Origin of the sequence: Natronobacterium haloterrestre, from assembly GCF_900112205.1 — an archaeon.
GTDB classification, from domain to species: Archaea; Halobacteriota; Halobacteria; order Halobacteriales; family Natrialbaceae; genus Natronobacterium; species Natronobacterium haloterrestre.
On the sequence record NZ_FOKW01000009.1, the window covers coordinates 193694 to 217620 of the forward strand.

Below are 23927 nucleotides of genomic sequence, written 5' to 3' on the forward strand. Positions count from 1 at the left end.
CTACACCACCCCGGAGTGGTCGATGCGATGCAGATACGCGTCCTCGAGCGTCGGCGTGACGCGCTTGGCCGAGGGCGACGGCGGCGCGTCGGCGACCACCCTGACTTCGATCCCCTCGGGTCGCTGTACGGTGTTAGAGACCTGGTGCTCCTGTCGTAACGCGTCGAGTTCGTCCGGGGTGACGACGTCCTCGTAGACCGACCCGGTAGTTGCATCGAGGAGTTCGCCCGGTGTCGTATGGGTGACCAGCTCGCCATCGTCGAGGAGGACGACCGTGTTGGCAGTCGCTTCGATATCGGGAACGATGTGAGTAGACAGAATAACGATCCGGTCGCTCGCGGTCGACGAGAGGACGTTCCGGAACCGCACACGCTCTTCAGGGTCGAGACCGACGGTTGGCTCGTCGACGATGAGGAGGTCTGGGTCGCTTACGAGTGCCTGTGCGATCCCGACGCGCTGTCGCATCCCTCCCGAAAAGGAGTGTAGTTTCTGATCCTCGACGTGCTCGAGGTTCGTGAGGACGAACAGATCGTCGATACGGTCGGCGGCCGTTGCGCTGTTGACCCCGCGGAGTGCGGCGATGTACTCGAGGAACTCTCGAGCGGTAAGGTCGGGATAAACACCGAAATCCTGCGGTAGGTATCCGAGGATCGATCGAATCGCCGATGGCTCTTCGACCGCGTCAGTGCCGTTCCAGGAGACCGTGCCTGTCGTCGGGTCCTCGACTCTCGTGAGTAGCCGCATCAGTGTCGACTTCCCGGCGCCGTTCGGTCCCAACAGTCCGTGAATACCCGTACTTAGTTCGAGGGTGACGTCGCGAACGGCCCACGTCTGTCCGTACTGTTTTCCGATTGCATCCGTTTGTAGCTCCATCGATGGCGAGTTCGAACCAAACTGACATATGAATGGGACCACAACTTCTGAACGTGAAGCGACCCGTGGATCACCTGTTTCCGAGTGGTTTTTGACAACACTAAATAAGGAAATCGTACGTGCGATGACTGATAAAGAGGTAATGTGATAACGCCGATACTTCTCGTGTTGTCTTTAACCGAGAAGACAACGCGGAACGCGGCGACCCCAGCCAGCACCTGACTGCTGGTACCCGGATTTTCATCGGAATCGGGCGACCAGCAAGTCTCAACATTGCAATCGCGCAATCCGCAGACCAGCAATCAGCCAGGAATAGCCCAAGTCGTGGGGATGCGTTCCCCAGATCAGGACTGGAAGCGTCTGACAGCAAGGAAGACAGCGACCGCAGCAACAACAACGCCAATGAGTGTCGGACCCAGTTGTCCAGATCCCCACTCCCAGCCGAAGAACTGTGTGCCCACGACTGCGACTATCGCAACGAGAAGACCGAGTACAGTGACAAGCGATGGCCTGCCTCCAAATCTGGCGGCCATACCTGGCGAACTTGTTGGAGGGGTGACGTGAAAAATCTTTGTATTTGCTCAAATCTGGTTTTGATATTACGTTCGATCTAATATGTGATCGGTGTGATCAAGAGATACGATGGTCGCAGTCTCCGCATTCGAAGACGGATTTACCGCCCTCCGCGCGAATCCAATCCTGTTCGTCGCCGGCCTCCTCGTTGGCGGCGGCAGCCAACTGCAATACGTCGATCACCTGATCGAATCACCACTCATTTCGGCAGGCGTGTCGCTCCTCTGGCTGATCGTCTTCCCGTTCGTTCTCGGCGGGTTCATCGGCACTGCCCAAACTGCGATCGACGGAACGGACCCGTCGCTCACTCGCTTTTTCACAGCCGCCCGGACACATTATCTCCGACTTCTCTTTGCAACTGTATCGTTCGTGTTGCTCGTCTTTGGGACCGCTATCGGACTCGGGCTCGTCGGGTTCGTCCTCGGTATCGGAACAATGGCGCTTGCTGCGATTCACGAGATGGCTGCGTTCACCGCGGGCGTCGTCTCGCTGCTTATCTGGCTAGTGACGATCCTCCTCGTCATTATGTTCGTACAGTTTTACGACACCGCGATCGTAATCGAAAACGAGAGCGTTACTGACGCGTTCCGGAGAAGCATTGAACTCGTCCGGTCGAATCTGAAAAGCGTCGCAGGCTTCTCGCTGGCGTGGCTCGGCCTCCTGAACGTCTTCTTTATCCCGGATTACCTGCTCCAGTTGATACTGACGGACGCTGGGCCGGCTGACGTATTACCGATCGACCTCGGAATTCCGATCGCTGTCCTGCTCCCGTTCGGGGTCGCCGTTTCAGCGGTCGGATTTGCGTACTGCTATACGGTGTACACGGCCTACTATATGCGGTTGATCGCTCTCTCATCCGCCGTCCCGGAGTCAACATAAAGGCCTATCAACATAACGGACGACAGTTTCGAACAGTCCCCGACCGAAACAGATCCCCGTGATCGTCACCCACAGAAGCTAACCGCACCCATGGCACGACTTTTCCCGACACAAACGGACGCCGCCGTCGAACGAAGCGACACCCCAACCGTACTGAGTCTCGAGGACGACGCGACACGAGACGTGATCGAAGCGTTGTCCTCTGAAACCGCCTACGAAATTTTCCAACTGCTCAACGAGACTCCGGCGACCCCGTCGCGGATCGCTGACCAACTCGACCAGAGCGTACAGAACGTCCACTACCACCTGGAGAATCTTCAAGCAGCGGGGGTAATCGAAGTCACGGACACCTGCTATTCGGAGAAAGGTCGTGAAATGAGCGTGTTCGTCGTTTCGGAAGACCCGACGCTGCTCTTGCTCGGCACCGAGGACGACCGGCCGAGTCTCAAACGCGCGTTCAAGTCCTTCGCATCGCTGCTCGGTCCCCCATCGATCCTGCTTGCCGCCGGCGAATCCATCTCTCAATTCGTCACTGCCGAATGAGCGACCCCACCGATTCAGCGATCCGAACCACTTCTACCGGCCCCGGCACAACTACGTGTAACCAGGCTCCGACGATCAAGGCCCGGGATGATGTCGATGGCTGCGGGTGTCTCGAATGCCGAAACATCGAGACGACCACCACCAATCGGACCGTCCTCGACGCGCTCGTCTGGTCGGTTCGTCTGTTCCGGTCCTATCCGTCGATCCTCGCCTTCGCCGGCGTGATTATCCTCGCCAACCGCCTTCTCGAGACGGACAGTATCAACGCACTTCCAATGCCCGCTGTCGGCGTGTTCGAGGTCATTACAGCGTTCGCGTTCATCATTCTAGTTCGAGCCTACGTGGGAACGATCGTTGCCGGCGAACTAACCGGCGAGCCCGTCACGGTACGCGAGGGATTCCGTCGAAGCCTCGCCCGGACACCGGCGTTAGTCGGCGTTATTCTTCTCATCCTGGTTTCGGTGATGACGATTCCGTTCTTCGTGTCGACGCCGCTGATCCTGTTGGTCGGCGTATTCTCGAGCACGCCGGTGGAGATGGTGAGTTTCCCCGTCGTTGCAGCGGTCGGCGGGATTGTGTTCGCCGTGCCGTTTCTTTTTCTCCTGTTCAAGTTCTGGTTCGCACCCGAGGCGTGTGTCATCGGCCAGTATAGCCCTCTCAAATCGCTACGGGTGAGCTGGCGTATCACAACGAACTACCGTGGAAAGTTCTTGCTCATCATCGTGATCGGTATTGGAAGTGCAGCCAGCCTCTATCTCCCAACAGTTCTTCCCCAGCCCGGAACAGGATTGCCGCTGGTGCATCCCGTGTTGGGTGTGATCTCCTCAAGCGTCGGTGAACTGCTCTCGGTCGTGTGGGCAAGCGCGTACGCACACATCTACGTCCAAGGAATCGTGTCCTAAACTGGGAGTCGAACCGGGATTCAGTTCCCCTGAATCGCATCGATGACGATCGCTCCGATCACGATCGGCTCCCTCGGGACGGAACTGGTATCGGTCAGCGTAATCTCGTACTGATCAAAATCAAACAAAGCGAATTCACCCTCGATCGAGCCGACTGGATCGCCTTCTGAATCGGTTATCTCGTATTTGTGGCCGATCCCCTGGCCGATCGGCAGGAGTTTCCGTGCGAGGGTGATGAGCGCGCCACGTGAGTTAATCTCGGCAAGGACCGACTGATCGTCGGCATCGCGGAGCCGCCAGGTGTCTTGCAACAATGAAAAGTCGTTATCGAGGATAACGAGTTCTTCCTCGGTATGGCTGTCCGTGAGGAGATAGTCGCCGGCGATATCCCACGTATCGATAGCTTTCACACGACAGAGTTCAGTACCATCGGCGTCGACGAATGGGAACTCGTCTTTTCCCTCGTACATCCGGTACGTAGTGCGAAAGAGGGTATCACCCGCCGCGTCCCTCGCTTCATACTCGGGGCGGAAGTTCGTATCACGACCCGTCTGCTCGACAGTATACTGACTTCCGGAGAGATCGATCGCAGAGAGTTCAAACGGTTGTGAATTTACCATTGTTTGATGTTTTCAATCGTGACAGAAGTAAGTATCGTCTGTGAGCGTGTCCCAAGCTGATTCGATCACACACTCACCAATCTCCAGTTGTCTCCGTAGAATTGCTGGGGCCTTATTCGATCAATGTCTCGAACACACGGGTTTCAACCTCCCGGAGATGGTCACCAACAGTCGTCGGTGCGATGCCGATCACGTCTGCGACATCTTGATGAGTTGCCTCCCTGGGGTTGCTGTAGTATCCCTCCTCGACGGCGACCTGGAGAACTTCCTGTTGTCGCGTCGTCAACGTCCGCAGGAACGAAGCGGCGTTGGGGTCGTAGGAACCCGTTTCGATCACTTCGACGGTGAATGCTTCCGACTGACCGGTGTCGCTGTAGAACTCCCGGAAGGCCGACTCCGTGCCGAGAAACGTGATTTTGACGGAGCCAGCATCAATAAACTTGATCGGCCACTCCACGACGAGGTCCGATTCACGGCGTACTTCGAGAAACCGCCGGACTGGACCGTCTGCCTCGAACTGACTCGTCGCCATCCACCGATCTTCACCGGAGACGAGGAACGTATCGACGTGAGTCGACTCCTGCATGATTTCCTCGTAGCGCTCGCGGTCACCGCTGCCCTCCGCAAGCATCACCACGGTCCCGTCCCCCAACAGTTCGGCGTGGTGAATGGCTTCCTGCTGTACGGCTGGTGCCTCGGCAAGTCGTTTCTCTATCGGATGCAACGCGCCCGTCTCGGCCGTATGGACTCCAACAGTGAGATATCGCATACGCCCGATTGGATCGCCCTATTTAAAACATCGTGTATCCGCCCCAACAGTTCGAGGGCGAATGGATCCCTACTCAGGACTGTGAATCACGATGGCGCTTGAAACGGTTGACCGGTACGACCCAGATAACGTAACAACCAGTGGTGACTGTGCAGTCGTCGTCGGCGGAAGCATCGCAGGTCTCTGTGCAGCACGAGTGTTAGCCGACGCGTTCACGGACGTGGTTATCCTCGAACGCGATCCGCTTCCCGACGACCCTGTTGCCCGCGATGGGGCGCCACAGACGAGCCACCCACACGCAATGCTCGAGGCTGGTCGCGCCACGCTCGAGGACTTCTTTCCCGGATTCTCCGAGCGGGTGCTGGCGGAAGGCGGACTCATGATCGATGGCAGTACCGAGATGCAACAGTACAACCAGGGCGGCTACGTCGCCGATTCCCAGGCCAGGATGCCGACGTACTGCGCGAGTCGCCCGCTGTTCGAGTCCGTCGTCCGGCAGCAAGTCCGCAATCGGGAGGACATGGATCTGCGCGGCGATCACCAGTTTCTCGGTTACCTGACGGACGATGGGGACTCGGCGGTGACGGGTGTCCAGTTCCGAGACTCCGCTGGCGCCGAACAGACGCTGTCGGCAGATGTCGTTGTCGACGCCACCGGTCGGACGAGTCACACACCGACCTGGCTGGCCGATCACGGCTACGAGAAACCTCCAATCGACGAGGTGACCATCGACGTGACCTATAGCACGGTCCGACTCGAACGACCACCCGACGACCGACGGATGCTGATGGTGACGCCTGATGCCCCGCGCACCCGCGGTGGCGGTATGATTCCTGTCGAGGGTAACCGCTGGGAAGTAATCATCCAGGGAGTGCACGGCGACACCCCGCCGACGAACCGTGACGAACTCGTCGAATATGCCGAAAGTCTGCCGGTGCCGGACATTGCAAACCTCCTGCGCTCCCGGACGTGGCTGTCCGAGGATGTCGAACAGTATCCCTACCCAGCCAGTATTCGGCGTCGCTACGAGGCCCTCGACGAGTTCCCGGACGGTCTCGTCGTCACCGGTGATGCCATTGCCAGTTTCAATCCCATCTACGGGCAGGGCATGTCCGTCGCGGCGCTCGATGCGCTGTCACTACACCACGTACTCGCAGACGGCGACTTCGCGAACCTCGGACCTCGTTTCTTCGAGCGAGCGAGCAACGTTATCGACAACGTCTGGAAGCTCGTGGTCGGAGGGGACTTCCAATTCCCGCAGACGGTCGGCCCAAAACCCGACGGCACGGCGATTGCAAACTGGTATATCGAGCGGCTAATCCGTCGTTCACACGATGATCCCGTGCTCGGTGAAGCATTCAACCGCGTCACCCGATTGGAGAAACCACCAACCTCGCTTCTGCGACCACGTATCGCGTGGCGGGTCCTGTCGCCAATCAGTACTGCTGGTCCGTCGCTCGGTCATCACAGCACTCACACGCGAGGTGAGACGCCGTGAACGGGTATTTCCGTGCAATGGTGAAAAAAGCGGATAGTATAACGAGCGAGCACACGGGGGCATCTCGACCGGACAGCCACGTCCCTCTCCCCAACGTTTCGTCGATCGAATCTTCGTTCCGCGAGGTGAATGGTGTCTGCCTGCATGTCGTCGCTGCCGGTGATCCCGATGATCCGCTCGTCGTCTTGCTCCACGGATTTCCGGAGTTCTGGTACGAGTGGCACGACTACATCGAACCGCTCATTGATGCTGGGTATCGTGTACTCGTTCCTGATCAGCGAGGGTACAATCGCAGTGAAAAACTCCCCGGCATCCGTCCGTACCGGATAACTGAACTCTCAGAGGATATCGTCGACCTGATTGCCACCGAGGATTGCGATAGCGCACACGTCATCGGACACGACTTCGGAGCTGCCATCGGGTGGGATCTGGCCCTCCGTCATCCGGACGCTGTCGAGCGACTCGGCATCATCAACGTCCCTCATCCGACGGTGTTCGAGCGAGTTCTCACATCGAACCTGACGCAGTTACGCAACAGCTGGTATATGTTCTTCCTGCAGCTTCCCCGCCTCCCGGAGTGGTACCTCGGCCGGAACGACTACGAGTTCTTGGTGGCGACGATGCGAGAAAAAGCCCAGTCAGGGACGTTCGATGAGACGGATTTCGAGCGGTATCAGACCGCGTGGGCTGCAGATGGAGCGGTGAAGGCGATGATCAATTGGTATCGAGCGCTATTTCGACATGGCGAGGAGCCACCACGCGAGCGTGTGCGAGCCCCGACGCTGATCATCTGGGGGGAGAACGACCAGGCTCTGATTCCCGAGATGGCTCCGGAGAGTCTCGATTATTGTGATTCGGGCTCCCTCGAACGGATCTCGGATGGCACTCATTGGGTCCCTCACGAGTATCCCGGCCGGATTACTGACCTGCTACTAACCCACCTCAAATCGTAGTTAAAGAGTGTGCGATCTGTACCCATTCTTCGTCGACCTGGATACAATAACTGTTGGATACAAACTATGTGCCCCCTCCATGCTGTAAACGGAGAGGAACGGTGAATCCTCAAGTAGTCGGACACGAGCATCACCTCCCTCAACCACATCTGTCTATTTCCGTTCTATTTGCTTCGGAGGATCGCTAGCAGTAGTTCCGATTCGAGCGCGATAATTCGGTCACATGGACTAACTCGTCAGTGGAGAATGTCTCTGGCGAATGACTTCAGCGGAAGGTCCCGACTCGTCCGCGACGAACTCGAGACCGAGGGCGATGGGACGTGGTCAGTCTGAAACACCGACATGGACGTCGCCGAACGCGATCTTCGAGGACTCGCCTATCAGTACCGGTGGCGGGTCGAAACAGCGATCCGGCAGCTGAAACGGGATTTCATCGGACGATGTAGCTCTGCTGGTCCTCGAGTCCGCGCCTTTTACCTCGGAACGGAGCAGCTATTGTTCAACTTCTGGGGTGCACTCGACCACGGACTTCCTTCCATTTCGATCACACCGGGGTGCGTGTGATCGGGCTGGAATTCCTCCACGGAGTTCGCGAAGCCGACTTCGAGGCGGCAAAAGCAAGGACGGCCTGAAATATACCACCCTAATTCGAAACTACTGTAGCGAGAGTCTCGAGGACCTGCGGATCCGCAGGGGTGAGATTCCGGAAAGACCTGCCCCTCGCAGGGGTTCCTCGAAGGGTTCAAAGACGACGTGATCCACACACCGCAGGGATCCACACACCGCAGGTGGACTGCGTGTCGCGAAACGCCGCGAACGACAGTGACGGTTCAGCCGCCGGTGTTGTCGGCAAAGACGAACTCGCTGTCGGTCCCCAGCGGGTCAGTGACGGTTCTCGTATCCACGATCTCGAAGCCGGCCTCGGCTAACTGCTCGAGGGTCCGTTTTCGACCGGGCGTGGAAAAGAACATTGTCCCACCCATCCACCCATTACGGACGGTTTCGAAGCGACCGGTCGGGAGCGTCATCAGCAGTCTGCCGCCGGGTTTCAGCACGCGAGCAAACTCGCGGTACACCGTCGGATGGTCGCTTCGTGGCACGTGAAAGACGGCGTGGTAGGCCGTCATCGCATCGGCGGTGTTCTCCGCCACCGGCAGGCTGGCCATATCCGCCTGCACGAGTGCCGCCGACGGGACGGTGTCAGCCGCTAGCTGAAGCCCTGCTCGGGAGAGATCAACGCCGACGCTCCCTGCCGGAAGATTGGCGAGGGTTCTGGCTCCATCACCGCACCCGATATCGATGACCATCGGCTCCGGCGGACAGTCGGCGAGCAAGTCCTCGATGAGCGCTGCGTCGGAGCCATCCGGGTTTCGACGCTCGGCGTAGGTCCGGGCAATCTCGTCCCACGCACGGCGGATTTGGTCCCGCTCCACACACCGAGTAGTGGCGAAGACTGCATCAGTCTTTGCTCCCGGTCGAACGAAGGTGTTCGACGAGGGACAAACGCAGCGTCTGACACGGTAGCAGTTTCGTTCACGTCTCGAGTCGGGATCCGGCTATGTGCCGCGTCAAGCGAGCGGGCTGCTTCAGGTCGGCGTCGTTCGATTGGTTACCGGGGTCCCTCCCCACGGTAATGAGTGACGGATCATCAGAAGCGGTAATACTATTGGGAGGGGATGATCCCGGCGACACTCGACTCATAAAAGAACCCTTCTCGGACGGCAACATCCCAGACACACTCCACACGGTCACTGATGGTCAGGCGGCCCTCGAGTTCATTTGTCGACGCAACGAGTACGAGGACGTTCCCAGCCCGGACATCGTATTGCTCGACCTGAACCGCCGAAAGTGGACGGTGAAGACGACCGGAATTGAACACCATCCCGAACTGGAACACGTCCCGGTGATCGTCCTGACCGGAGTGGACGAGAACGGGAGAATCCCGTGATTTCGATCACGACACGGACGACGATGCAGTCCTCAAAAACTGGTCGATCCCGACGAGTTCGCTGAAATAATTCGGTCGTTCGATCAGTTCCAGTTAGCAGTTATGCAAGACGACTGATGAGGACAGCCTCCACGACCACTTCTTGGCCTGTACTGAACGATCACTACCTTTCGAAACTTGACTTTCATTCCATGTCGCATTCGCGCCCCGTAGTCAGCAGAAACTGAACGTTCTACTCAGGTTCCGCCTGGAGACGTCTGCTGAATAGAGGGCCTGAGTACAGCGGTCGGTGACCGTCGAGTTTACATAAACCGTGAACCTGCTGATCGATAGAACTGTGTACTCCGTCGGGGAGACTTCTGTGCCGGACAAACACACAAGTACCGAACCCGTCGAACATACGGACATGGGACCGTCACTTGCCGACGAAGAATGTGAGGCCTGTACATCAGAGGACGAACCGCTCACAGAGGCAGAGTACGCCGGGTACCTGACTGAAATCGACGACGATGTCTGGGAAGTGGTCAACGACCATCATCTCGAAGGAGTGTATCCGTTCGAAGATTTCCGCGATGCACTCGAGTTCACGTACGAGATCGGGGAACTCGCGGAAAAAGAGTGGCATCACCCGGACATTCATCTTCAGTGGGGCGAGGTACGAGTCGAAATGTGGACGCACAAAATCGACGGACTGCACAAGACCGACTTCGTAATGGCGGCGCGTATGGATCGGATTCACGACGAATACGCTCCGGATTGAAACCGACTGAGAAGCGTCTCAACAGCTCAACACTACCTCGAGTCGGTCATTCCGATGGCGGGTTGACACTCTCTCCGACCTCCGCAAGCGGTTCGTCGATGTCGAGGAGGGTCGCGCTTCGTTCCCAGAGACGGCGTGCAGCGTCGTCGTTCCTGGCCGCACGCGAAGGTGTTCTGGTCGACTGCTTCGCAAAATACTGGCCAGTGGCGGCCGCGGCTTCGGGCGAGAAAGCGGCGTACAGCAGTTCAGCAGCGCCGTCGGCGACCGACGTGATACCGGGAACTACGTCGAGCGCGGAGACGAGCGCCGGAAGCGGTCGTGGCAGGAACCGGCCGAAGTCGGTTCCCGGAATCGCACCTGGATGGACGCTATTCGATCTGATCGATCGATCGTGGGCAGCGACCCGGCGGGCGAGTTCCCGCGAAAAAAGGATATTCGCGAGTTTCGAGCGGCTGTAAGCCCGGATCGAGGAGTACGACTCGACCGTTTCGACACGATCCAGGTCGAGCGACGCACTGCGGTGTGCCGCCGACGATGTCGTGACGATACAGGCATCGTCGGTGAGGTGGTCGATCAGGTCCGCGGTCAGTTGATACGGTGCGAGGTGATTGATGTGAAACGTGTACTCGACACCCAGGTCGGTGAGTCGACCCGTACGGAAATACCCGCCAGCGTTGTTGAACAGGTAATCGAGACCATCGGTTTCCTCCCGAACCGTCCTGGCGAGTTCCCGAACGGCATCGGTATCCGTGAAATCAGCCGGGACGAACGTCGCCTCGGCACCGATCGTCTCCAGTTCGTCGACGACGGACTCGCCAGCGTCCACATCTCGTCCGTGGACGATCACATCGGCGCCGAGTCGGCCGAGCGCGAGGGCAGCAGCACGCCCGATTCCGTTCGTCGAACCCGTGATCAGCGCGGTTTGCCCGCTACGGTTCACGTGAGCCACGCCTGCGAGTTCCTCCGGACGATCGTTCATACCGTGACAACGAGTTCCGTTCTCAAGACGGCACTCCCTAACCGGACCGAGCACGAGGACGAGAACACCGAGTGAACGTGCCTCCGAGGTCCGTGCCGCCGAGTTTCGAGCGGAGTCCGGTATAGCTGGATTCAACGCCAGCCGTCGTCGGTTACTGGCTCGAGAAACTGCGCGGGAGCGGTCTCACTGTCACCAGGCGAAGTCGAGAGGCTATTCCCCTGTCTGCTGGCCGTGTGTAGCGGGCACTTTAACAGCCTCTATCGCAAGCATGGGAATATGAGTACACGATCGGGCTCGTCCGAAGAGGCGTTCTGGGGGGATGGCGATGCAAACGTAGCCCTGCAACGCTACCGGACGCTCGTCAACACCATCGACGATGGGATCTACCAGCTCGATCGGGAGGGTCACTTCGTCGCCGTCAACGACGTGATCGTGGAGACGACCGGCTACTCACGTGACGAACTTCTCGGGGAACACGTCTCGCTCGTCCTCGCCGATGGCGACATCGAACGAATCGAACGGGGAATCACGAGCCAACTCGAATCGGACGGGGACGGGATCGCCACCTTCGAACTCGCCGTACAAACTGCCGACGGAGGGGCGGTCCCGTGCGAACTGCGGATCAGTCCCTTGATCGAAGACGGGGAGTTCCAGGGGACTATCGGCGTCGCTCGCGACATCTCCGAGACGAAGCACCGACTGGACTCGTTGGCGTCAGCACACGCCTCCTACGAGGCGATTACGAACGTGCTCGACGAAGCGAACGTCGGCGTCTTCATCCTCGACGACGGGTTCGACGTCGCCTGGGTCGACGAAACCGCTTGCGGGTACTTCGATCTCGATCGGGACGACCTCATCGGCCGGAACAAACGACAGGTCGTCACCGAAATCGCACGGGGGGGTATCGTGGACTCGGAACGATTTGTCGATCGAATCCTGTCGACGTACGATGACAACGACTACGTCGAGCGGTTCGAATTCCGCGTTTCTCCGGGCGACGACCGACAGGAGCGCTGGCTAGAGCACTACAGCGAGCCGATCGAATCCGGCCAATACGCCGGCGGGCGCATCGAACTCTACTACGATATCACGGAGCGCAAACGATCCGAAGACGCCCTTCGCGAAACGGAAGAGCGCTTCCAATCGCTGGTCGACGCCGTCGAGGAGTACGCCATTTTCCGCCTGGATACCGAGGGGAACGTCATCAGCTGGAACGAAGGCGCCAAGGAGATCAAAGGCTACGAGGCATCGGACATCCTGGGCGAACACTTTTCGAGGTTCTATACGGCCGATGATCAAGCGGCGGGTGTTCCCGAACGGAACCTCCAGCGGGCACTCGAAAACGGTTCGACCGAAGACGAAGGGTGGCGGGTCCGCAAGGACGGCACGCAGTTCTGGGCGAACGTGACGATCACCGCCGTGTGGGACGACGATGGAACGCATCGTGGGTATCTCAAGGTCACCCGCGACATGACCGACCGGCGGCGGCGCGAACAGGAACTGGAAACCGAACTCCAGCGGATCCTCGGTCGAATCTCCGACGCGTTCTTCGCCGTCGACGAAGACTTCCGATTCACGCTGGTCAACGAGCGTGCCGAGGAACTCCTCCAGCGCTCCGAGGAGGAACTCCTCAAGGAACGCCTCTGGGACGTCCTCCCCGCTGCCGCCGAGATCGACGAAATGTGGGACGCGTTCCACACGGCGATGAACTCACAGAGAGCGACCAGTTACGAACTCTACTACGAGCCACTCGACTTCTGGATCGAAGCGAATCTTTACCCCTCCGAATCCGGTATTTCGGTGTACTTCCGGGACGTCACGGAGCGGAAGGAACGTGAACGAGCGCTCCAAGAGCGGGAACGGCAACTGTCGACGCTGATGGACAACGTCCCCGGAATGGTCTACCGGTGCCGCAACGAGCGGGGCTGGCCCATGGAGTTCGTCAGCGATGCCTGCCTGGAATTGACGGGCTACGACTCCGATTCCCTCGAGAGTGGCGACATCGAGTGGGGCCGCGATATCATGGTCGAGGAGGAGCGCGACACGCTCTGGGAAACCGTCCAGCGCACGACCGAAGAGGAGCCGATGTTCTCCGAGACGTACCGCATTGAAACCGCAGACGGCGAACGTCGGTGGGTCAAGGACTACGGCCGTGCCGTGTTCGACGACGGAACTCTCGCGAGCGTCGAAGGGATCATCGAGGACGTTACCGAGCGAAAAGAGCGGGAGCGAGCGCTCGAACACCGAGCACAACAACAGCAGGTCGTGGCCGACCTCGGGCAGTTCGCCCTGGAAACCGATGACGTGGACGAACTCATGCACGAAGCGGCCCGGAACGTCGCCGAGGTACTCGACAACGACTACTGTAAAGTACTCGACCTCGATTCCTCCGAGCGAGAGTTGCTGCTGCGCCAGGGCGTCGGCTGGGATGAGGGAGTGGTTGGAAACGCGACCACCGCCGTCGACGACAACTCGCAGGCCGGGTATACCTTGCTCTCCGAAGAACCAGTCGTCGTCGACGATCTCGACGCGGAAACGCGGTTCAGTGGGCCGGAACTGCTCACCGCACACGACGTGCAAAGCGGGATCAGCACCATCATCGGGTCGATCGACAACCCGTGGGGGATTCTCGGCACGCACGATACCACCAAGCGCGACTTCACCGAGGAGGACGTCACGTTCGTTCAGAGCGTCGCCAACATTCTCGCCGAAGCGATCGAACGGAATCGGTACCAGCGAGAACTCGAGGAGGTGATCTCCGACCTCAGGGAATCCAACGAGCGGTTAGAGCAGTTCGCCTACGCGGCCTCGCACGACCTCCAGGAGCCGCTTCGGATGATTTCCAGCTATCTCCAGCTCATCGAGGATCGGTACGGCGACGAACTCGACGAAGACGGCGAGGAGTTCCTCGAGTTCGCGGTGGACGGGGCCGATCGGATGCGCGAGATGATCGACGGCCTGCTCGAGTACTCGCGGGTCGAATCGCGCGGCGAACCGTTGCAACCGGTCGACCTCGACGCCGTTCTCGACGACGTTCGAGACGACCTCCGGGTGAAAATCGAGGAGAACGATACCGAGATATCCGCCGACCCGTTGCCCCGCGTCAACGGCGACGAGGGGCAGTTGCGACAGGTGTTCCAGAATTTGCTGGAGAACGCTATCGAGTACAGCGGCGACGAGCCACCGGAGGTGGATATCACGGCCGAACGCGATGGCGACGAGTGGGTGATTTCCGTCAGCGACCGGGGCATCGGTATCGATCCGGAAGATACCGACCGTATCTTCGAAGTGTTCCAGAGCCTGCACGGACCGGACGATCATTCGGGTACGGGAATCGGGTTAGCGCTCTGTGAGCGAATCGTCGAGCGCCACGATGGCGACATCTGGGTCGACTCGGAACCGGGCGAGGGTGCCACCTTTTCGTTCACGCTGCCCGCTGTTCGGAAGGCTTCCAGTGACTGAGCAGGGAGCCCGTTCTTCGGCGGACGTTCTCCTGGCCGAAGATAACCCGGATGACGTTCGCCTGACGAGAGACGCGTTCGAAGACGGTCGGATCGTTAGTATCCGGACGGTGGAGGAGTTTTGGTTGTCTACCGCTCGGGTATACCACGGTGACAGCTACGCGACGTGTATTGTGTAGTGATGGCACGCGAGGACGCTGGTCGCTTGACCCACCCGAAGTCGACCGGAACACCGATAGTCGAACGGCCCGTCATGCACTCCTACTGCCCGAGCTGTCTGCGTCGCTCCAGGCCTCTTTACACCCTTCATCACAGAACGATCGAATGACAAGATCCCCGTCAGCATCGGTATCCGTGAGTATTGGGCACCACTCGTCCTTCGAGAGCGCTGTCCCGCAGTTGGCACACAGCTCGAGTCCCTCGTTTAGAGGGGCGTCCGAAGGCGTTTGATCCGGCTTTTCGTCTGGGTCTGGCATCGGCTAGTATTTCTCCAGTGAACTCACGCTTCGAGACTACTCTCGCAGTCAGCGTCAGTCGGCGTCACCGTCACCTGCCCATCGCTGCTGATGGTAACGTTACAGCCAGCGAACGTAAACTGGACCCGCAGGGATTCGTTTTGGACCTGTGATTGGAAGAGCTGGTCGATAGCATCGGGGTCGATCGCGTAGTACAGCGGAGGGAGTTCGGTCGGATCGACACCTCTGGCATCCGCGACGGCGGTAACGATATCGATGCTGACTGACTCGGTGGAGGGCTCTGCACTTGCGGAGAGGGTGATCTCTGACACAACTATCGGTACGCCCGGCTCGAGGAAGGGGATTTATTGTTGATTCGTAACCGCCGTTCTCGTCGCCGGTTATTTATCTAGACCGGCGGCGTCCCATCGTATAGCATCCCGAGTAGTTCGCGCTGACTGGCGCGGAGGTGGTGATTGACCGTCGGCTGGGATACGCCCAACGCCTCGCCGATCTCTTCGCCGGTACTCTTGCGCGGCGCGTCGAAAAACCCACTGAAGTACGCGGTCCGGAGGACTTCGCGCTGTCGGTCAGTAATCCGTTCTTCGAACGCGGCTTTGAAACCCTCGGGCGTCCGTACTTCCCGATCACGGGTTCGCCGTGCCGTCAGTTCCAACTCGTGGTACCTCGATTGCAGCATTTCGATGAATTCCCGGACGTCGGCCTGGGTAGAGAGGCCGACGACCACGCGTGCTTCCTCGCCTTCGGCCGTGATCGTCCGTGGGACTGCCCCGTGATCCAGTAGCGTTGCGATGATACTCCCTTCGTCCACGGTCGCCTCGAACGTGCATTGCTCTTCGTCGTCTTCGACGATGAGTCGGAGGTCCGAGAACGCGAGTGACTGCTCGACGAAGTCTTCGACCGCCGCCCGCTCTGCACCGTGGGTGGTGAAAAAGGCGCTGAGGGACCCATCTTCGTGCGACAAGACGTTATCGAGTTCGAACGTACAGTCCGCCCGATCGACCAGTCGGAGAAGCGGGACGTCGCTGTCACGGACGCGGAACGCCAGTTCGATGATTTCGTCGCTCACGAGCGCTTGCTTGCTTTCGAGCGCGTTGATCGCGTGAGCGACGGTTTCCCCGAGTTCTTCGATGACCTGAGCTTCCATCCCGGTGAACGTTTCGGGGTGATCCGCCTGAACAGTGAGAACGCCGTAGAGCGTATTCTCGTAGAGGATCGGCACGCTGATCATGGACCGATAGCCCCGCTTGAGCGCTTCTTTCCGCCAGGGCTCGAACGGGGGATCCGACCGGATATCCTGGATCGTATACGGTTCGCGCGAGCGGGCGGCGATCCCGGCCGGGTGCTCCGCCGCCGGCCCGTCGTCAGTGTCGATGTCGAGATCGGCCACGTAGTCGGTCTCGACGCCAGCGGCTGCTACTGGGGTGATCGACTCGGAAGCCGCATCTTGCCGCCCGATCCAGGCGACCCGATACGGCCCGGCAGTCACCAATTCGGTACAGACTGCCTGTTCGATTTCGTCCCGCGTCGATGCGCCGATGAGCGCCTGGTCGATGGTTCTGATGATGCCGTTGATCCGATTGAGGCGGGCGAGCGAGTCGTTTTGATCCTCGAGGGCCGCTTCTCGTTCGCGAAGGAGTTGTTGCCGGTCCACGTGGTCGAGGGCGGCTTCGAGATCCGCTGCAACGATCTTCACAAAATCGAGCGCCTCGTCGCTCGGGCCTTCGGGTTCTTCGAAGCCGGTGATGAAGACGCCGTGCCTACCGAGAGGAATAATGATGCCGCTCGCTATCGGCGGGTCGGCCGGCAGCCGGTCGAACTGGTTGGTGAGATCGTCGATGACGAGGGGCTCGTCGCTGCCGAACGCGTCCCAGGGAACGTCGGACGTCGGATTGAGAAACGGGACGTCCGACTGTAGCTGTTCGGCACGGGTCGTTTGCCCGAGCGGTCGGAGCGTGCCGCTTTCGTCGTCGTACAGGGCGATCATCGTAATCGGGAGATCCAGGTCGGCCTCCGCCGCATCAGTGACCGTTTCGCTGACGTCCCGTGGTGACTCGGCCTCGAGCAACTGGCGGCCCATCTCGTCGAGCGCAGCGAGGCGATCCTCACGGCGTTTGCGCTCCGTCAGGTCGCGCGTGACTTTCACGAAACCACGAAGTTCCCCGTCGTCGTCGTACAGGGCTGTGATGACGACGTTCGCCCAGAACCGCGAGCCGTCCTGTCGGAGACGCCAGCCTTCGTCTTCGACCCGTCCCCGGCCGGCAGCCTGTGCGAGCATTTCCTCGGGTGACCGATCCTCCCTGTCCTCGGGGTAAAAGAGCGAGAAGTGTTCGCCGACGATCTCCCCTTCCCGGTAGCCTTTGATCCGTTCGGCGCCCTCGTTCCAGGTCTGAATATAGCCTTCCGGATCCAGCATGAAGATGGCGTAGTCCTGAACCTCTTCGACCATCCGCTGGAACCGCTCTTTCTCCCGGCGGAGTCGTTCTTCGTATTCGTGGCGCTCGGTCATATCCCGCGTCACTTTCGCGAAGCCGCGCAACTCGTCGTCGTCACCCCAAATCGGTGTAATCGTTACGTTCGCCCAGAACCGCTCACCGCTTTTGTGGATCCGCCAGCCTTCGTCCTCCAGGTAGCCACGCTCTCGCGCCTTTTCCAGATTGTTCTCCGGAACGTTGGCCTCGACAGCGTCGTCCGGATAGAAGACGGAGAAATGCTCTCCGATGATTTCTTCTTCGGAGTACCCCTTCAACTGCTCGGCGCCGGTGTTCCAGCTCTGAACGATCCCGTTCGGATCCATCATGAAGATGGCGTATTCCGTGACCGCCTGAACGAGGGCTTGAAACTCTTCCCCACGTTCGGCTTCGATCGTCCCGCGTTGGTCAGCGGAACGCCACCACAACTCCCCGTTTTCAGTCCGCTTTCGCTCGAGGGCATCCTGCTCTGCCAGCGCGTGAAGCCTCTCAGAGGTATCCTGTCGTTCGCAACCCAGGGCCTCCGCAACTTCGGCCGTGGTGAGGGGTTCTCCGGATTTATCTAAAGCGTCGAAAACACGTTGCACGTCGGCTGGCGTCGGCTCTGGACGACCCGACTCATCCATGGATGGGGCTTGGTACACCTCCGATGCGGAAAGGTCACTCGCCTGGGGGTCGTGGGTCGGTTGCTGGCCGGATTGCCAACGGAGGGATCTCACGACTTCAGTCGAGTGGCGACTCAAAGCGTTCGGTCCCGAGGTCGTCGCCGATGCGAACCGATCCACGCTGGCGACGCACCGATCGCGAACCGTGCTGTCGGTCGGGGAGTGGGCGTATCGTCGTCCGATTTTCTCGCGTTTCAGTGTGTGGCGCTCGAAGACGGAATGTGATCTTCCTGATCGGAAGAGCGCGCTGAACTGCGCATCGATGACTTTCTCCCCGTACTCCTCGAAAGTGCCGTCGTCGAAGTCACGATCGGCCACCAGCTCCTCGAATTCTCCACATTCTCGTCGTCTAGACACGACCGGGCGGCGTTTCACATCGTCTCGGCTGGTCGCTGGATGTCCACAGAGGTGGTGGCGAGCGTCACCGACGCGACGTCGTCGGGATACGACAGTATTTCAGTGTCAGCCGCCCACCCCACGATTGTCCGTACAGGTGAAATTGCTTCGTGCCGATCGCCTCACGCACCTCCTCGAGTCGTTCGGCATACTCTTCGATGGTGTAGTGGTCGTACGCGCTCTCCGGAGGAGGATCGCCGCCGTCGATATAATCGTCCGGTGTTCGCCGTCCCAACCTTTTAGCCACTATTCCGAGACCATGCACCATGACTTCGGGACTGGATCCGACGGAGAAATACGACGGATCGATCCGCGTTCGACTCCTGGATGACGAATCCGGGAGGGAAGAACTCAGTTGTAACTCGTACGAGGCGGCGATCGACGTCGTCAAGGAGAACCGGTACAGTGTGACGGCAGCGAAGATCGTGGACCGGGACGGTACCGTCGTCTTCACGTCCGCCGAGATGGATATCGACGACTGGGAACGCGTCTGGCGACGGGAGAGACGCCGTCAGTCCGTCGACGTAGACGAGTACGACTGTCCCTACGATAGCGTTTCGTGTTTTGCTGAGGATCTGTGTGTCCAGTGTCAAATAGACAAGGTTCAAGAACAGTACTGAGCCGGTTTGTTGGTTTTGTAGACGCTAGACAGTTATCCTCCTCTGAACGTATACGAACGAAATATAACCTCGCACGTCGGGATAGACTGGGCCTCACGGGGCTGGCTCGCCGTGGGAACGGACGGCCAGGAATGGACCGCCCGAATGCATCCGTCGATACACAGCGTCTGGTTCGAGCATCGGGACGCAGACGCGATCCTGGTCGATGTTCCGATCGGCCTACCAGCGGACCACCGGCGAACGTGCGACAGAGAAGCGAAAGACCTTCTCGGACCGGATCGAGCGAACAGCGTCTTCTGGACGCCCTGTCGAGAGGCCGTCGAGGCGACAGTCTGTCGAGCCAAACGTAGGGACTCATTCCGCGGATTCAGGAAGTCGATCGGTTGCTCCGAGATGCCGAGGCCGCGCGGCAAACGATCCTCGATTGACATCCACCCACCCCTGAAGGGGTGGGCTTCCCCTCGCTATCTGTCAGTCCGTCGTCGCTACTGTCGAGATCCTGCTCGACGAAATAGATCAGGGCATGCGGCTTCGGGGCTGCTGTCACGATCGCCTCGCCGAGAGTGCCGTACAGGTTCGCACGATATCGAACGTCCAGGTCCGCCCGTCGATCGACGCGGGTTCTTCGACGCTCGGGTCGTGTGCAGCGAGGAAATACGGTCCACGGCAGCGGAGTCGTTCGGAGCGGCCGCCTGTACTCGAAGCCCACCACCCGAGGCGGACAGGTGCGCCGCGTATCGCTCCGCCCGTGATCGGGAACCGAACTCGAGCGTCCGGTCGCGTTCTTTGACGACAGCTCGAAGCTCTGTATTGGCATCGACTGCGCCGGGTTTTGCTGCGACACGGTAGCCCGTTTCCTCGCCAGGGTGGACCGGTTCGTCCTCGACCGGGTCAGTCGGCTGTTCGTCCAGGACCAGATCGCCGTTTCGAAATCGGTATTGAGCAGGGTCAGTCATCTGTAGATCGCAGCACGTTCCGTCAGGAAATCAACCCGAATCTGACATAGTAACCGATCCATCGGCCATCGGATAGTAGAATACGCTGGCTGATACTGGTTAGTAGTCATCGAACTACTCGAACCTGAGACGGTTCACTGACGACACCGGAGACTCCAGTTTCGGAGCGTCCGCTCGGGCAGCGGTCACTTTTTTCGCCACCCCTCGGGTGGCTCCGGCGGTTCCCGCTTCTCGCCCATCGCCAGCCGGTCGATCGGCCATATCGTTACTCCGAGCACGATGAGGTAGAAGACGGCGATGCCGACGATCACGACGTTCCCGGGAATCGGATCGATCGTCGCGGCCTCCCGAACGTCGATCGGGTCGGGCGAGAAGACGGTTATTCGAAACACCCACGAGACGACGATGACCGTGATCAGCGCGAAGTACACGCGCCTGAGTCGCCGCGAGAGGGCTTCGAGGAGCGGCACCTTGAGCGTCGGTTCCCGGAGGTCGTCAGCGAGGAGCGCTCGCCACGCCGTCACACGGCCGAGTTCGCCGCGGTAAAGGTGCTGCATGAGGCCGACGAATTCGGTCCGCTCGTCGGCCAGATCGCCGGCTACCTCGCGTTCGGCTCGTCTTTCGGGTTCGAAGTCGTCTTCTCCGTCTCCCATACTCGCACATGATTGCCGGACCCAATGAATCGACGGTGGCGCTCGACGACGCTCCGGAACACGGGCGACCGCTTGACATCCTCCCACCCCTTCAAGGGTGGGTTTCCGCTCGCTACGTGTCATGCATCGGGTGCGTCGTCTTAATCCTTCGTTCGAATCCCAAACCCGATCTCGGTCGCCGCTGAGGGGAAGCGCCATTGGCTTGTCCCCTCCCCTCGTAGTCGCAACCATGTGCGCACCGTTTACAGCCCACGACGTCGGCAAGCCGGTCGAGAACGAGGAGGGGGAGGACGTCGGCGTCGTCGTCTCGGTAGCGGATGGCGTTGCGTACGTACTGCCGTCCGCCGACGCCAACGCCGGCGACTCGGCCGCAGCCGATCGGCCACGACGGCTGGACCCGGATTCCGTCCGGGCGATCACCGAGGAGGCCGTCCGACTCGCGGGCGACTTGCCGGCCGAGGACGAGGCGATCGACGCCGAACGGAACCGCGGCCTCGAGGCGGATCCGAGCGAACTGTCCCCCGACGACGGGGGTCCGGTCACGCCGGACGAGTTCGCCGTCGAACCCGACGAGGACATGGAACCGACCGACGCCGCCGTCGATCCGGACGCGGAACAGCGCCCTACGGACGACGAGGATGGCACCGAGAACGACGCGCAGTAACACGTTTACGGGGTCGACGCCGTTCCCGATCGCCTCTTTTGGGGGACTGAACGGGTCACCGACCGACGATCGACACGCGAACAACGGATGCTCGAGGTAGTCGTCGTCCCGGAGTTGCTCGCCCGGGTACTCGTAGCCATCGCGACGGGCGGACTGATCGGCCTCGAGCGCGAGCGACGGCCGACCAAGAAGTTCGCGGGGCTGCGGACCCTGGCACTCCTGTGTGGTGCCGGTCCGCTCGTCGTCTTCGTCGGCAGGCAAGAGGAACAGACAGCCGTCGTCGCCATCTACCTCGCGCTGGCGGCGGCGCTCGCGATCGCAGTCGCGACAGTCCGGTACTCCGTCGAGGAGGAAGAACTCGGGTTCACCACGTCCGTGACCGTCTTCCTCGTCGCCCTGCTCGGCGTCCTCGTCGGCTACGGACGATACTTCGAGTCGACGTCGATCGCGATCGTTCTGGCCGTGCTCCTGGCCGAGAAAGAACGCCTCCACGGCTACGTGGAGGGGGTCACCGACGAGGAGCTACGGGACTCGCTCACACTGGGCGCGCTGGTGTTCATCCTCTATCCGATCGTCCCGGGAGAGCCGGTCGACCCCTACGGCGTCTTGTCGCCGCGGGAGGTGCTCCTGTTCGCGATCTTCGTGTTGCTGATCGAGTTCACCGCGTACGTCTCGATGCGTAACCTCGGCGGCTCGAGGGGGCTCGCGGTGACCGGCGCGCTCGCCGGCGGGGCGAACTCCTTTGCGACGGCGGGCGTCCTCGCCCGATTCGCGTCCCAGTCCCGGGAGGCGATGGACCCGACGTCGGCCGCGTTGTTACTCGCCACCGTCTCGATGATCGTCCGGAACGCGGGGATCGCCGTCGTCCTCGCGACGGCCCTGTTCTGGTCGCTCTGGCAGCCCATCGTCGCGATGGCCACCCTCGCCGTCGCCGTGGCCGCCGTGCTGTGGCGTCGGGGTGACGTCGACTCGGATCTCGATCTCGAACTCGAGTCACCCCTCTCGCTGCGCTCGGCCCTCGAGTTCGCCGCGGCGTACGCCGCGATCCTCCTCGTCTCGGTCGGCTCACAGGCGTGGATCGGCGACCTCGGCCTCTACGCGACCGCGTTCGCGGGTGGGCTCGTCTCCTCTGCCGCCGTGGCCGTCAGCGCAGCGACGGTCTTCAACGACGGCGGCGTCGGCAGCGAGCAGGCCGCTGGGATGGTCGTCCTGGGAATCGCCGCGAGCCTGACCGCGAAGATCGTCCTGGTCGAGTTGCTCACGGACCGGATGCGACGGCGAGCCGCGGCCCCGATGGCGGTGATCGGCGTCCTCGGGGTCCTCGTCTTCGTCCTCACGTGACGGCGCTGGAGAGTCAGTCTTCGGTCTCGTCGACCGGTTCGTCGCCGACCGGTTCGGGATCGCCGTCGCCCTCGGCCTCCGGCTGTGGGCCGCCGCCGGTCTGTGCCTCTTGCGCGTCGCCCCAGCCGCCGCTGTCGACGACCTCGAACAGCTTGCGCCAGTTCTCCTCGGACTCGCTTTCGGGAAGCTGGTCGCGAAGCTGCTGGAAGTCCGAGCCCGGGACCTCGGATTCGACGAGGTCGACGACGATCCGCGCGTGGTAGGCGGCCTCCGCGGGATCGGTGCGGGCCCCTTCGCGCTCGGTGACCCGGTCGAGGAACTCCTGCCAGTCGAACCGCTGGCCGTGCTCCTTGACGGCACCCGTCAGGTACCACTTGATCTCCATCGGGAGCGACGCGGCCAGATCCTCGGCTGCCCCCTCCGGGATTCGCTCACCCAGCGTCATGAGTGTCACCCTGATCGTCCGGACCGTCCGGCCGGTGTCCGGTAGTTCGAGGCGGTGCTGTATTTCGCCCGTGAACTCGTCGAAGTCCATCGCAGTCCCTTCGTCGCCGAGTAGCTACGTCAAGCCACGTGGGACCGGTAACAACCGTGATTCGTCAGCCGAGGGTGACGGTCGTCGTAACCGAACGGTCACGTGTCGCTACGAGAGTGAGCTACCGGCGTGGACGACGAACGAGGAGCCACGACGCCTCTCGTCTTCGACTCCCGCCTTCGACGAAACGCTGGCCCGATTCGACGGGATCGACCTCCTCGAGTCCGCCCTCTCCTTCGAAGAGGTGGCCCGCGACCTCGAGGACACGAAGTCGTTCTCGCAGGTGGTCCCCTTGCGGGCCCCGCGGTCGAGTTCGAGCACTGCGTGTCGGTGCCGCCGTCGATAAACAGCGTCGGCGCCGGAACGTCGGCGTCGGTGAGTACGGGCGAGGG

At 60.6% G+C, this 23927-nt stretch carries 24 protein-coding genes; 12 read left to right on the forward strand and 12 right to left on the reverse strand.

The genetic code is table 11. From position 1 onward, the window contains the following. Together BM113_RS17130 and BM113_RS17135 are read right to left on the reverse strand one after the other, a co-directional pair. Entirely contained in the window at nt 1-873 is an 873-nt protein-coding gene (locus tag BM113_RS17130) for an ABC transporter ATP-binding protein (protein WP_089789251.1), read from the reverse strand. 344 nt (nt 874-1217) lie between these two features. Continuing rightward, nucleotides 1218-1406 (reverse strand): multidrug transporter, encoded by a 189-nt coding sequence (locus BM113_RS17135; RefSeq protein ID WP_089789252.1) that lies wholly within the window; start codon nt 1404-1406, stop codon nt 1218-1220. Nucleotides 1407-1515: 109 nt separating this feature from the next. On the opposite strand from BM113_RS17135, the gene BM113_RS17140 reads away from it, so the two are divergent. From BM113_RS17140 to BM113_RS17150, 3 genes are all read left to right on the forward strand, one after another. Continuing rightward, a complete protein-coding gene (locus tag BM113_RS17140; protein ID WP_089789253.1) occupies nt 1516-2325 on the forward strand; it encodes a DUF7847 domain-containing protein in 810 nt (269 codons plus the stop codon). A gap of 90 nt (nt 2326-2415) precedes the next feature. After that, nucleotides 2416-2868 (forward strand): ArsR/SmtB family transcription factor, encoded by a 453-nt coding sequence (locus tag BM113_RS17145; RefSeq protein WP_089789254.1) that lies wholly within the window; start codon nt 2416-2418, stop codon nt 2866-2868. Next, a complete protein-coding gene (locus BM113_RS17150) occupies nt 2865-3770 on the forward strand; it encodes a DUF7847 domain-containing protein (RefSeq protein ID WP_245758088.1) in 906 nt (301 codons plus the stop codon). The genes BM113_RS17145 and BM113_RS17150 overlap by 4 nt, the downstream gene beginning before the upstream one ends. Before the next feature lie 20 nt (nt 3771-3790). Here the strand turns inward: BM113_RS17150 and BM113_RS17155 are convergent, their stop codons facing one another. Next, nucleotides 3791-4390 (reverse strand): LURP-one-related family protein, encoded by a 600-nt coding sequence (locus tag BM113_RS17155; RefSeq protein WP_089789255.1) that lies wholly within the window; start codon nt 4388-4390, stop codon nt 3791-3793. A 112-nt stretch (nt 4391-4502) separates the two neighbouring features. Next, entirely contained in the window at nt 4503-5159 is a 657-nt protein-coding gene (locus BM113_RS17160; RefSeq protein WP_089789256.1) for a helix-turn-helix domain-containing protein, read from the reverse strand. 91 nt (nt 5160-5250) lie between these two features. On the opposite strand from BM113_RS17160, the gene BM113_RS17165 reads away from it, so the two are divergent. Together BM113_RS17165 and BM113_RS17170 are read left to right on the forward strand one after the other, a co-directional pair. Continuing rightward, nucleotides 5251-6657 carry an NAD(P)/FAD-dependent oxidoreductase gene (locus BM113_RS17165; RefSeq protein ID WP_089789257.1) on the forward strand — a complete coding sequence of 469 codons (1407 nt, stop codon included), beginning with the start codon at nt 5251-5253 and terminating at the stop codon, nt 6655-6657. Next, nucleotides 6654-7610 carry an alpha/beta fold hydrolase gene (locus tag BM113_RS17170; RefSeq protein ID WP_245758089.1) on the forward strand — a complete coding sequence of 319 codons (957 nt, stop codon included), beginning with the start codon at nt 6654-6656 and terminating at the stop codon, nt 7608-7610. The genes BM113_RS17165 and BM113_RS17170 overlap by 4 nt, the downstream gene beginning before the upstream one ends. An 830-nt stretch (nt 7611-8440) precedes the next feature. On the opposite strand, the gene BM113_RS17175 is transcribed toward BM113_RS17170, so the two are convergent. Continuing rightward, nucleotides 8441-9043, reverse strand: a complete 603-nt coding sequence (locus BM113_RS17175; RefSeq protein ID WP_089789259.1) for a class I SAM-dependent methyltransferase — start codon at nt 9041-9043, stop codon at nt 8441-8443. A 200-nt stretch (nt 9044-9243) separates the two neighbouring features. On the opposite strand from BM113_RS17175, the gene BM113_RS17180 reads away from it, so the two are divergent. Then, nucleotides 9244-9558 carry a response regulator gene (locus BM113_RS17180; protein WP_245758090.1) on the forward strand — a complete coding sequence of 105 codons (315 nt, stop codon included), beginning with the start codon at nt 9244-9246 and terminating at the stop codon, nt 9556-9558. 406 nt (nt 9559-9964) lie between these two features. Next, on the forward strand, nt 9965-10318 hold the full coding sequence (locus tag BM113_RS17185; RefSeq protein WP_089789260.1) for a 4a-hydroxytetrahydrobiopterin dehydratase: 354 nt from the start codon (nt 9965-9967) through the stop codon (nt 10316-10318). Nucleotides 10319-10364: 46 nt separating this feature from the next. On the opposite strand, the gene BM113_RS17190 is transcribed toward BM113_RS17185, so the two are convergent. Further along, entirely contained in the window at nt 10365-11297 is a 933-nt protein-coding gene (locus BM113_RS17190) for an SDR family NAD(P)-dependent oxidoreductase (RefSeq protein ID WP_089789261.1), read from the reverse strand. Nucleotides 11298-11573: 276 nt separating this feature from the next. On the opposite strand from BM113_RS17190, the gene BM113_RS17195 reads away from it, so the two are divergent. After that, nucleotides 11574-14759 carry a PAS domain-containing sensor histidine kinase gene (locus tag BM113_RS17195; RefSeq protein ID WP_089789262.1) on the forward strand — a complete coding sequence of 1062 codons (3186 nt, stop codon included), beginning with the start codon at nt 11574-11576 and terminating at the stop codon, nt 14757-14759. Between the two features lie 250 nt (nt 14760-15009). On the opposite strand, the gene BM113_RS23115 is transcribed toward BM113_RS17195, so the two are convergent. The 4 genes from BM113_RS23115 to BM113_RS17220 all read right to left on the reverse strand — a co-directional run bounded on the left by BM113_RS23115 (nt 15010) and on the right by BM113_RS17220 (nt 19034). Next, complete coding sequence (locus tag BM113_RS23115) at nt 15010-15234, reverse strand: DUF7576 family protein (RefSeq protein ID WP_449406647.1); 225 nt, start codon at nt 15232-15234, stop codon at nt 15010-15012. A 23-nt stretch (nt 15235-15257) separates the two neighbouring features. Next, nucleotides 15258-15545 (reverse strand): DdfA family disk-determining factor, encoded by a 288-nt coding sequence (locus tag BM113_RS17205; RefSeq protein WP_089789264.1) that lies wholly within the window; start codon nt 15543-15545, stop codon nt 15258-15260. Nucleotides 15546-15622: 77 nt separating this feature from the next. After that, nucleotides 15623-18331: a bacterio-opsin activator domain-containing protein gene (locus BM113_RS17210; RefSeq protein ID WP_281244039.1), complete on the reverse strand. Its 2709-nt coding sequence runs from the start codon at nt 18329-18331 to the stop codon at nt 15623-15625. A gap of 460 nt (nt 18332-18791) precedes the next feature. Then, complete coding sequence (locus BM113_RS17220; RefSeq protein ID WP_245758092.1) at nt 18792-19034, reverse strand: alpha/beta fold hydrolase; 243 nt, start codon at nt 19032-19034, stop codon at nt 18792-18794. Here BM113_RS17220 and BM113_RS17225 point away from each other — a divergent pair. Then, a complete protein-coding gene (locus tag BM113_RS17225) occupies nt 19033-19386 on the forward strand; it encodes a hypothetical protein (protein ID WP_089789265.1) in 354 nt (117 codons plus the stop codon). The two genes, BM113_RS17220 and BM113_RS17225, sit on opposite strands and share 2 nt — an antisense overlap. 111 nt (nt 19387-19497) lie before the next feature. Further along, nucleotides 19498-20235 carry a DUF429 domain-containing protein gene (locus BM113_RS22695; protein WP_245758093.1) on the forward strand — a complete coding sequence of 246 codons (738 nt, stop codon included), beginning with the start codon at nt 19498-19500 and terminating at the stop codon, nt 20233-20235. A 292-nt stretch (nt 20236-20527) separates the two neighbouring features. Here BM113_RS22695 and BM113_RS17235 read toward each other — a convergent pair whose 3' ends face one another. Next, entirely contained in the window at nt 20528-20995 is a 468-nt protein-coding gene (locus BM113_RS17235; RefSeq protein ID WP_089789266.1) for a DUF2270 domain-containing protein, read from the reverse strand. Nucleotides 20996-21224: 229 nt separating this feature from the next. Here BM113_RS17235 and BM113_RS17240 point away from each other — a divergent pair, with 229 nt between their 5' ends. Both BM113_RS17240 and BM113_RS17245 read left to right on the forward strand, forming a co-directional pair. Continuing rightward, nucleotides 21225-21659: a hypothetical protein gene (locus BM113_RS17240; RefSeq protein WP_089789267.1), complete on the forward strand. Its 435-nt coding sequence runs from the start codon at nt 21225-21227 to the stop codon at nt 21657-21659. 87 nt (nt 21660-21746) lie between these two features. Further along, nucleotides 21747-23000: an MgtC/SapB family protein gene (locus BM113_RS17245; protein WP_089789268.1), complete on the forward strand. Its 1254-nt coding sequence runs from the start codon at nt 21747-21749 to the stop codon at nt 22998-23000. Nucleotides 23001-23013: 13 nt separating this feature from the next. On the opposite strand, the gene BM113_RS17250 is transcribed toward BM113_RS17245, so the two are convergent. Beyond that, complete coding sequence (locus tag BM113_RS17250) at nt 23014-23535, reverse strand: DUF2267 domain-containing protein (RefSeq protein ID WP_089789269.1); 522 nt, start codon at nt 23533-23535, stop codon at nt 23014-23016. Nucleotides 23536-23927 lie beyond the last annotated feature (392 nt).

What these genes read in the sequence shown, in the direction of transcription:
- BM113_RS17220 (WP_245758092.1), bottom strand. Translation starts at nt 19,034, where the DNA reads ATGGTGCATGGTCTCGGAATAGTGGCTAAAAGGTTGGGACGGCGAACA.
- BM113_RS17160 (WP_089789256.1), bottom strand. Translation starts at nt 5,159, where the DNA reads ATGCGATATCTCACTGTTGGAGTCCATACGGCCGAGACGGGCGCGTTG.
- BM113_RS17150 (WP_245758088.1), top strand. Translation starts at nt 2,865, where the DNA reads ATGAGCGACCCCACCGATTCAGCGATCCGAACCACTTCTACCGGCCCC.
- BM113_RS17245 (WP_089789268.1), top strand. Translation starts at nt 21,747, where the DNA reads ATGCTCGAGGTAGTCGTCGTCCCGGAGTTGCTCGCCCGGGTACTCGTA.
- BM113_RS17140 (WP_089789253.1), top strand. Translation starts at nt 1,516, where the DNA reads ATGGTCGCAGTCTCCGCATTCGAAGACGGATTTACCGCCCTCCGCGCG.
- BM113_RS17155 (WP_089789255.1), bottom strand. Translation starts at nt 4,390, where the DNA reads ATGGTAAATTCACAACCGTTTGAACTCTCTGCGATCGATCTCTCCGGA.
- BM113_RS17190 (WP_089789261.1), bottom strand. Translation starts at nt 11,297, where the DNA reads ATGAACGATCGTCCGGAGGAACTCGCAGGCGTGGCTCACGTGAACCGT.
- BM113_RS17185 (WP_089789260.1), top strand. Translation starts at nt 9,965, where the DNA reads ATGGGACCGTCACTTGCCGACGAAGAATGTGAGGCCTGTACATCAGAG.
- BM113_RS17250 (WP_089789269.1), bottom strand. Translation starts at nt 23,535, where the DNA reads ATGGACTTCGACGAGTTCACGGGCGAAATACAGCACCGCCTCGAACTA.
- BM113_RS17210 (WP_281244039.1), bottom strand. Translation starts at nt 18,331, where the DNA reads ATGGATGAGTCGGGTCGTCCAGAGCCGACGCCAGCCGACGTGCAACGT.
- BM113_RS17165 (WP_089789257.1), top strand. Translation starts at nt 5,251, where the DNA reads ATGGCGCTTGAAACGGTTGACCGGTACGACCCAGATAACGTAACAACC.
- BM113_RS17195 (WP_089789262.1), top strand. Translation starts at nt 11,574, where the DNA reads ATGAGTACACGATCGGGCTCGTCCGAAGAGGCGTTCTGGGGGGATGGC.
- BM113_RS17235 (WP_089789266.1), bottom strand. Translation starts at nt 20,995, where the DNA reads ATGGGAGACGGAGAAGACGACTTCGAACCCGAAAGACGAGCCGAACGC.
- BM113_RS17180 (WP_245758090.1), top strand. Translation starts at nt 9,244, where the DNA reads ATGAGTGACGGATCATCAGAAGCGGTAATACTATTGGGAGGGGATGAT.
- BM113_RS17240 (WP_089789267.1), top strand. Translation starts at nt 21,225, where the DNA reads ATGTGCGCACCGTTTACAGCCCACGACGTCGGCAAGCCGGTCGAGAAC.
- BM113_RS17145 (WP_089789254.1), top strand. Translation starts at nt 2,416, where the DNA reads ATGGCACGACTTTTCCCGACACAAACGGACGCCGCCGTCGAACGAAGC.
- BM113_RS17225 (WP_089789265.1), top strand. Translation starts at nt 19,033, where the DNA reads ATGACTTCGGGACTGGATCCGACGGAGAAATACGACGGATCGATCCGC.
- BM113_RS23115 (WP_449406647.1), bottom strand. Translation starts at nt 15,234, where the DNA reads ATGCCAGACCCAGACGAAAAGCCGGATCAAACGCCTTCGGACGCCCCT.
- BM113_RS17135 (WP_089789252.1), bottom strand. Translation starts at nt 1,406, where the DNA reads ATGGCCGCCAGATTTGGAGGCAGGCCATCGCTTGTCACTGTACTCGGT.
- BM113_RS17130 (WP_089789251.1), bottom strand. Translation starts at nt 873, where the DNA reads ATGGAGCTACAAACGGATGCAATCGGAAAACAGTACGGACAGACGTGG.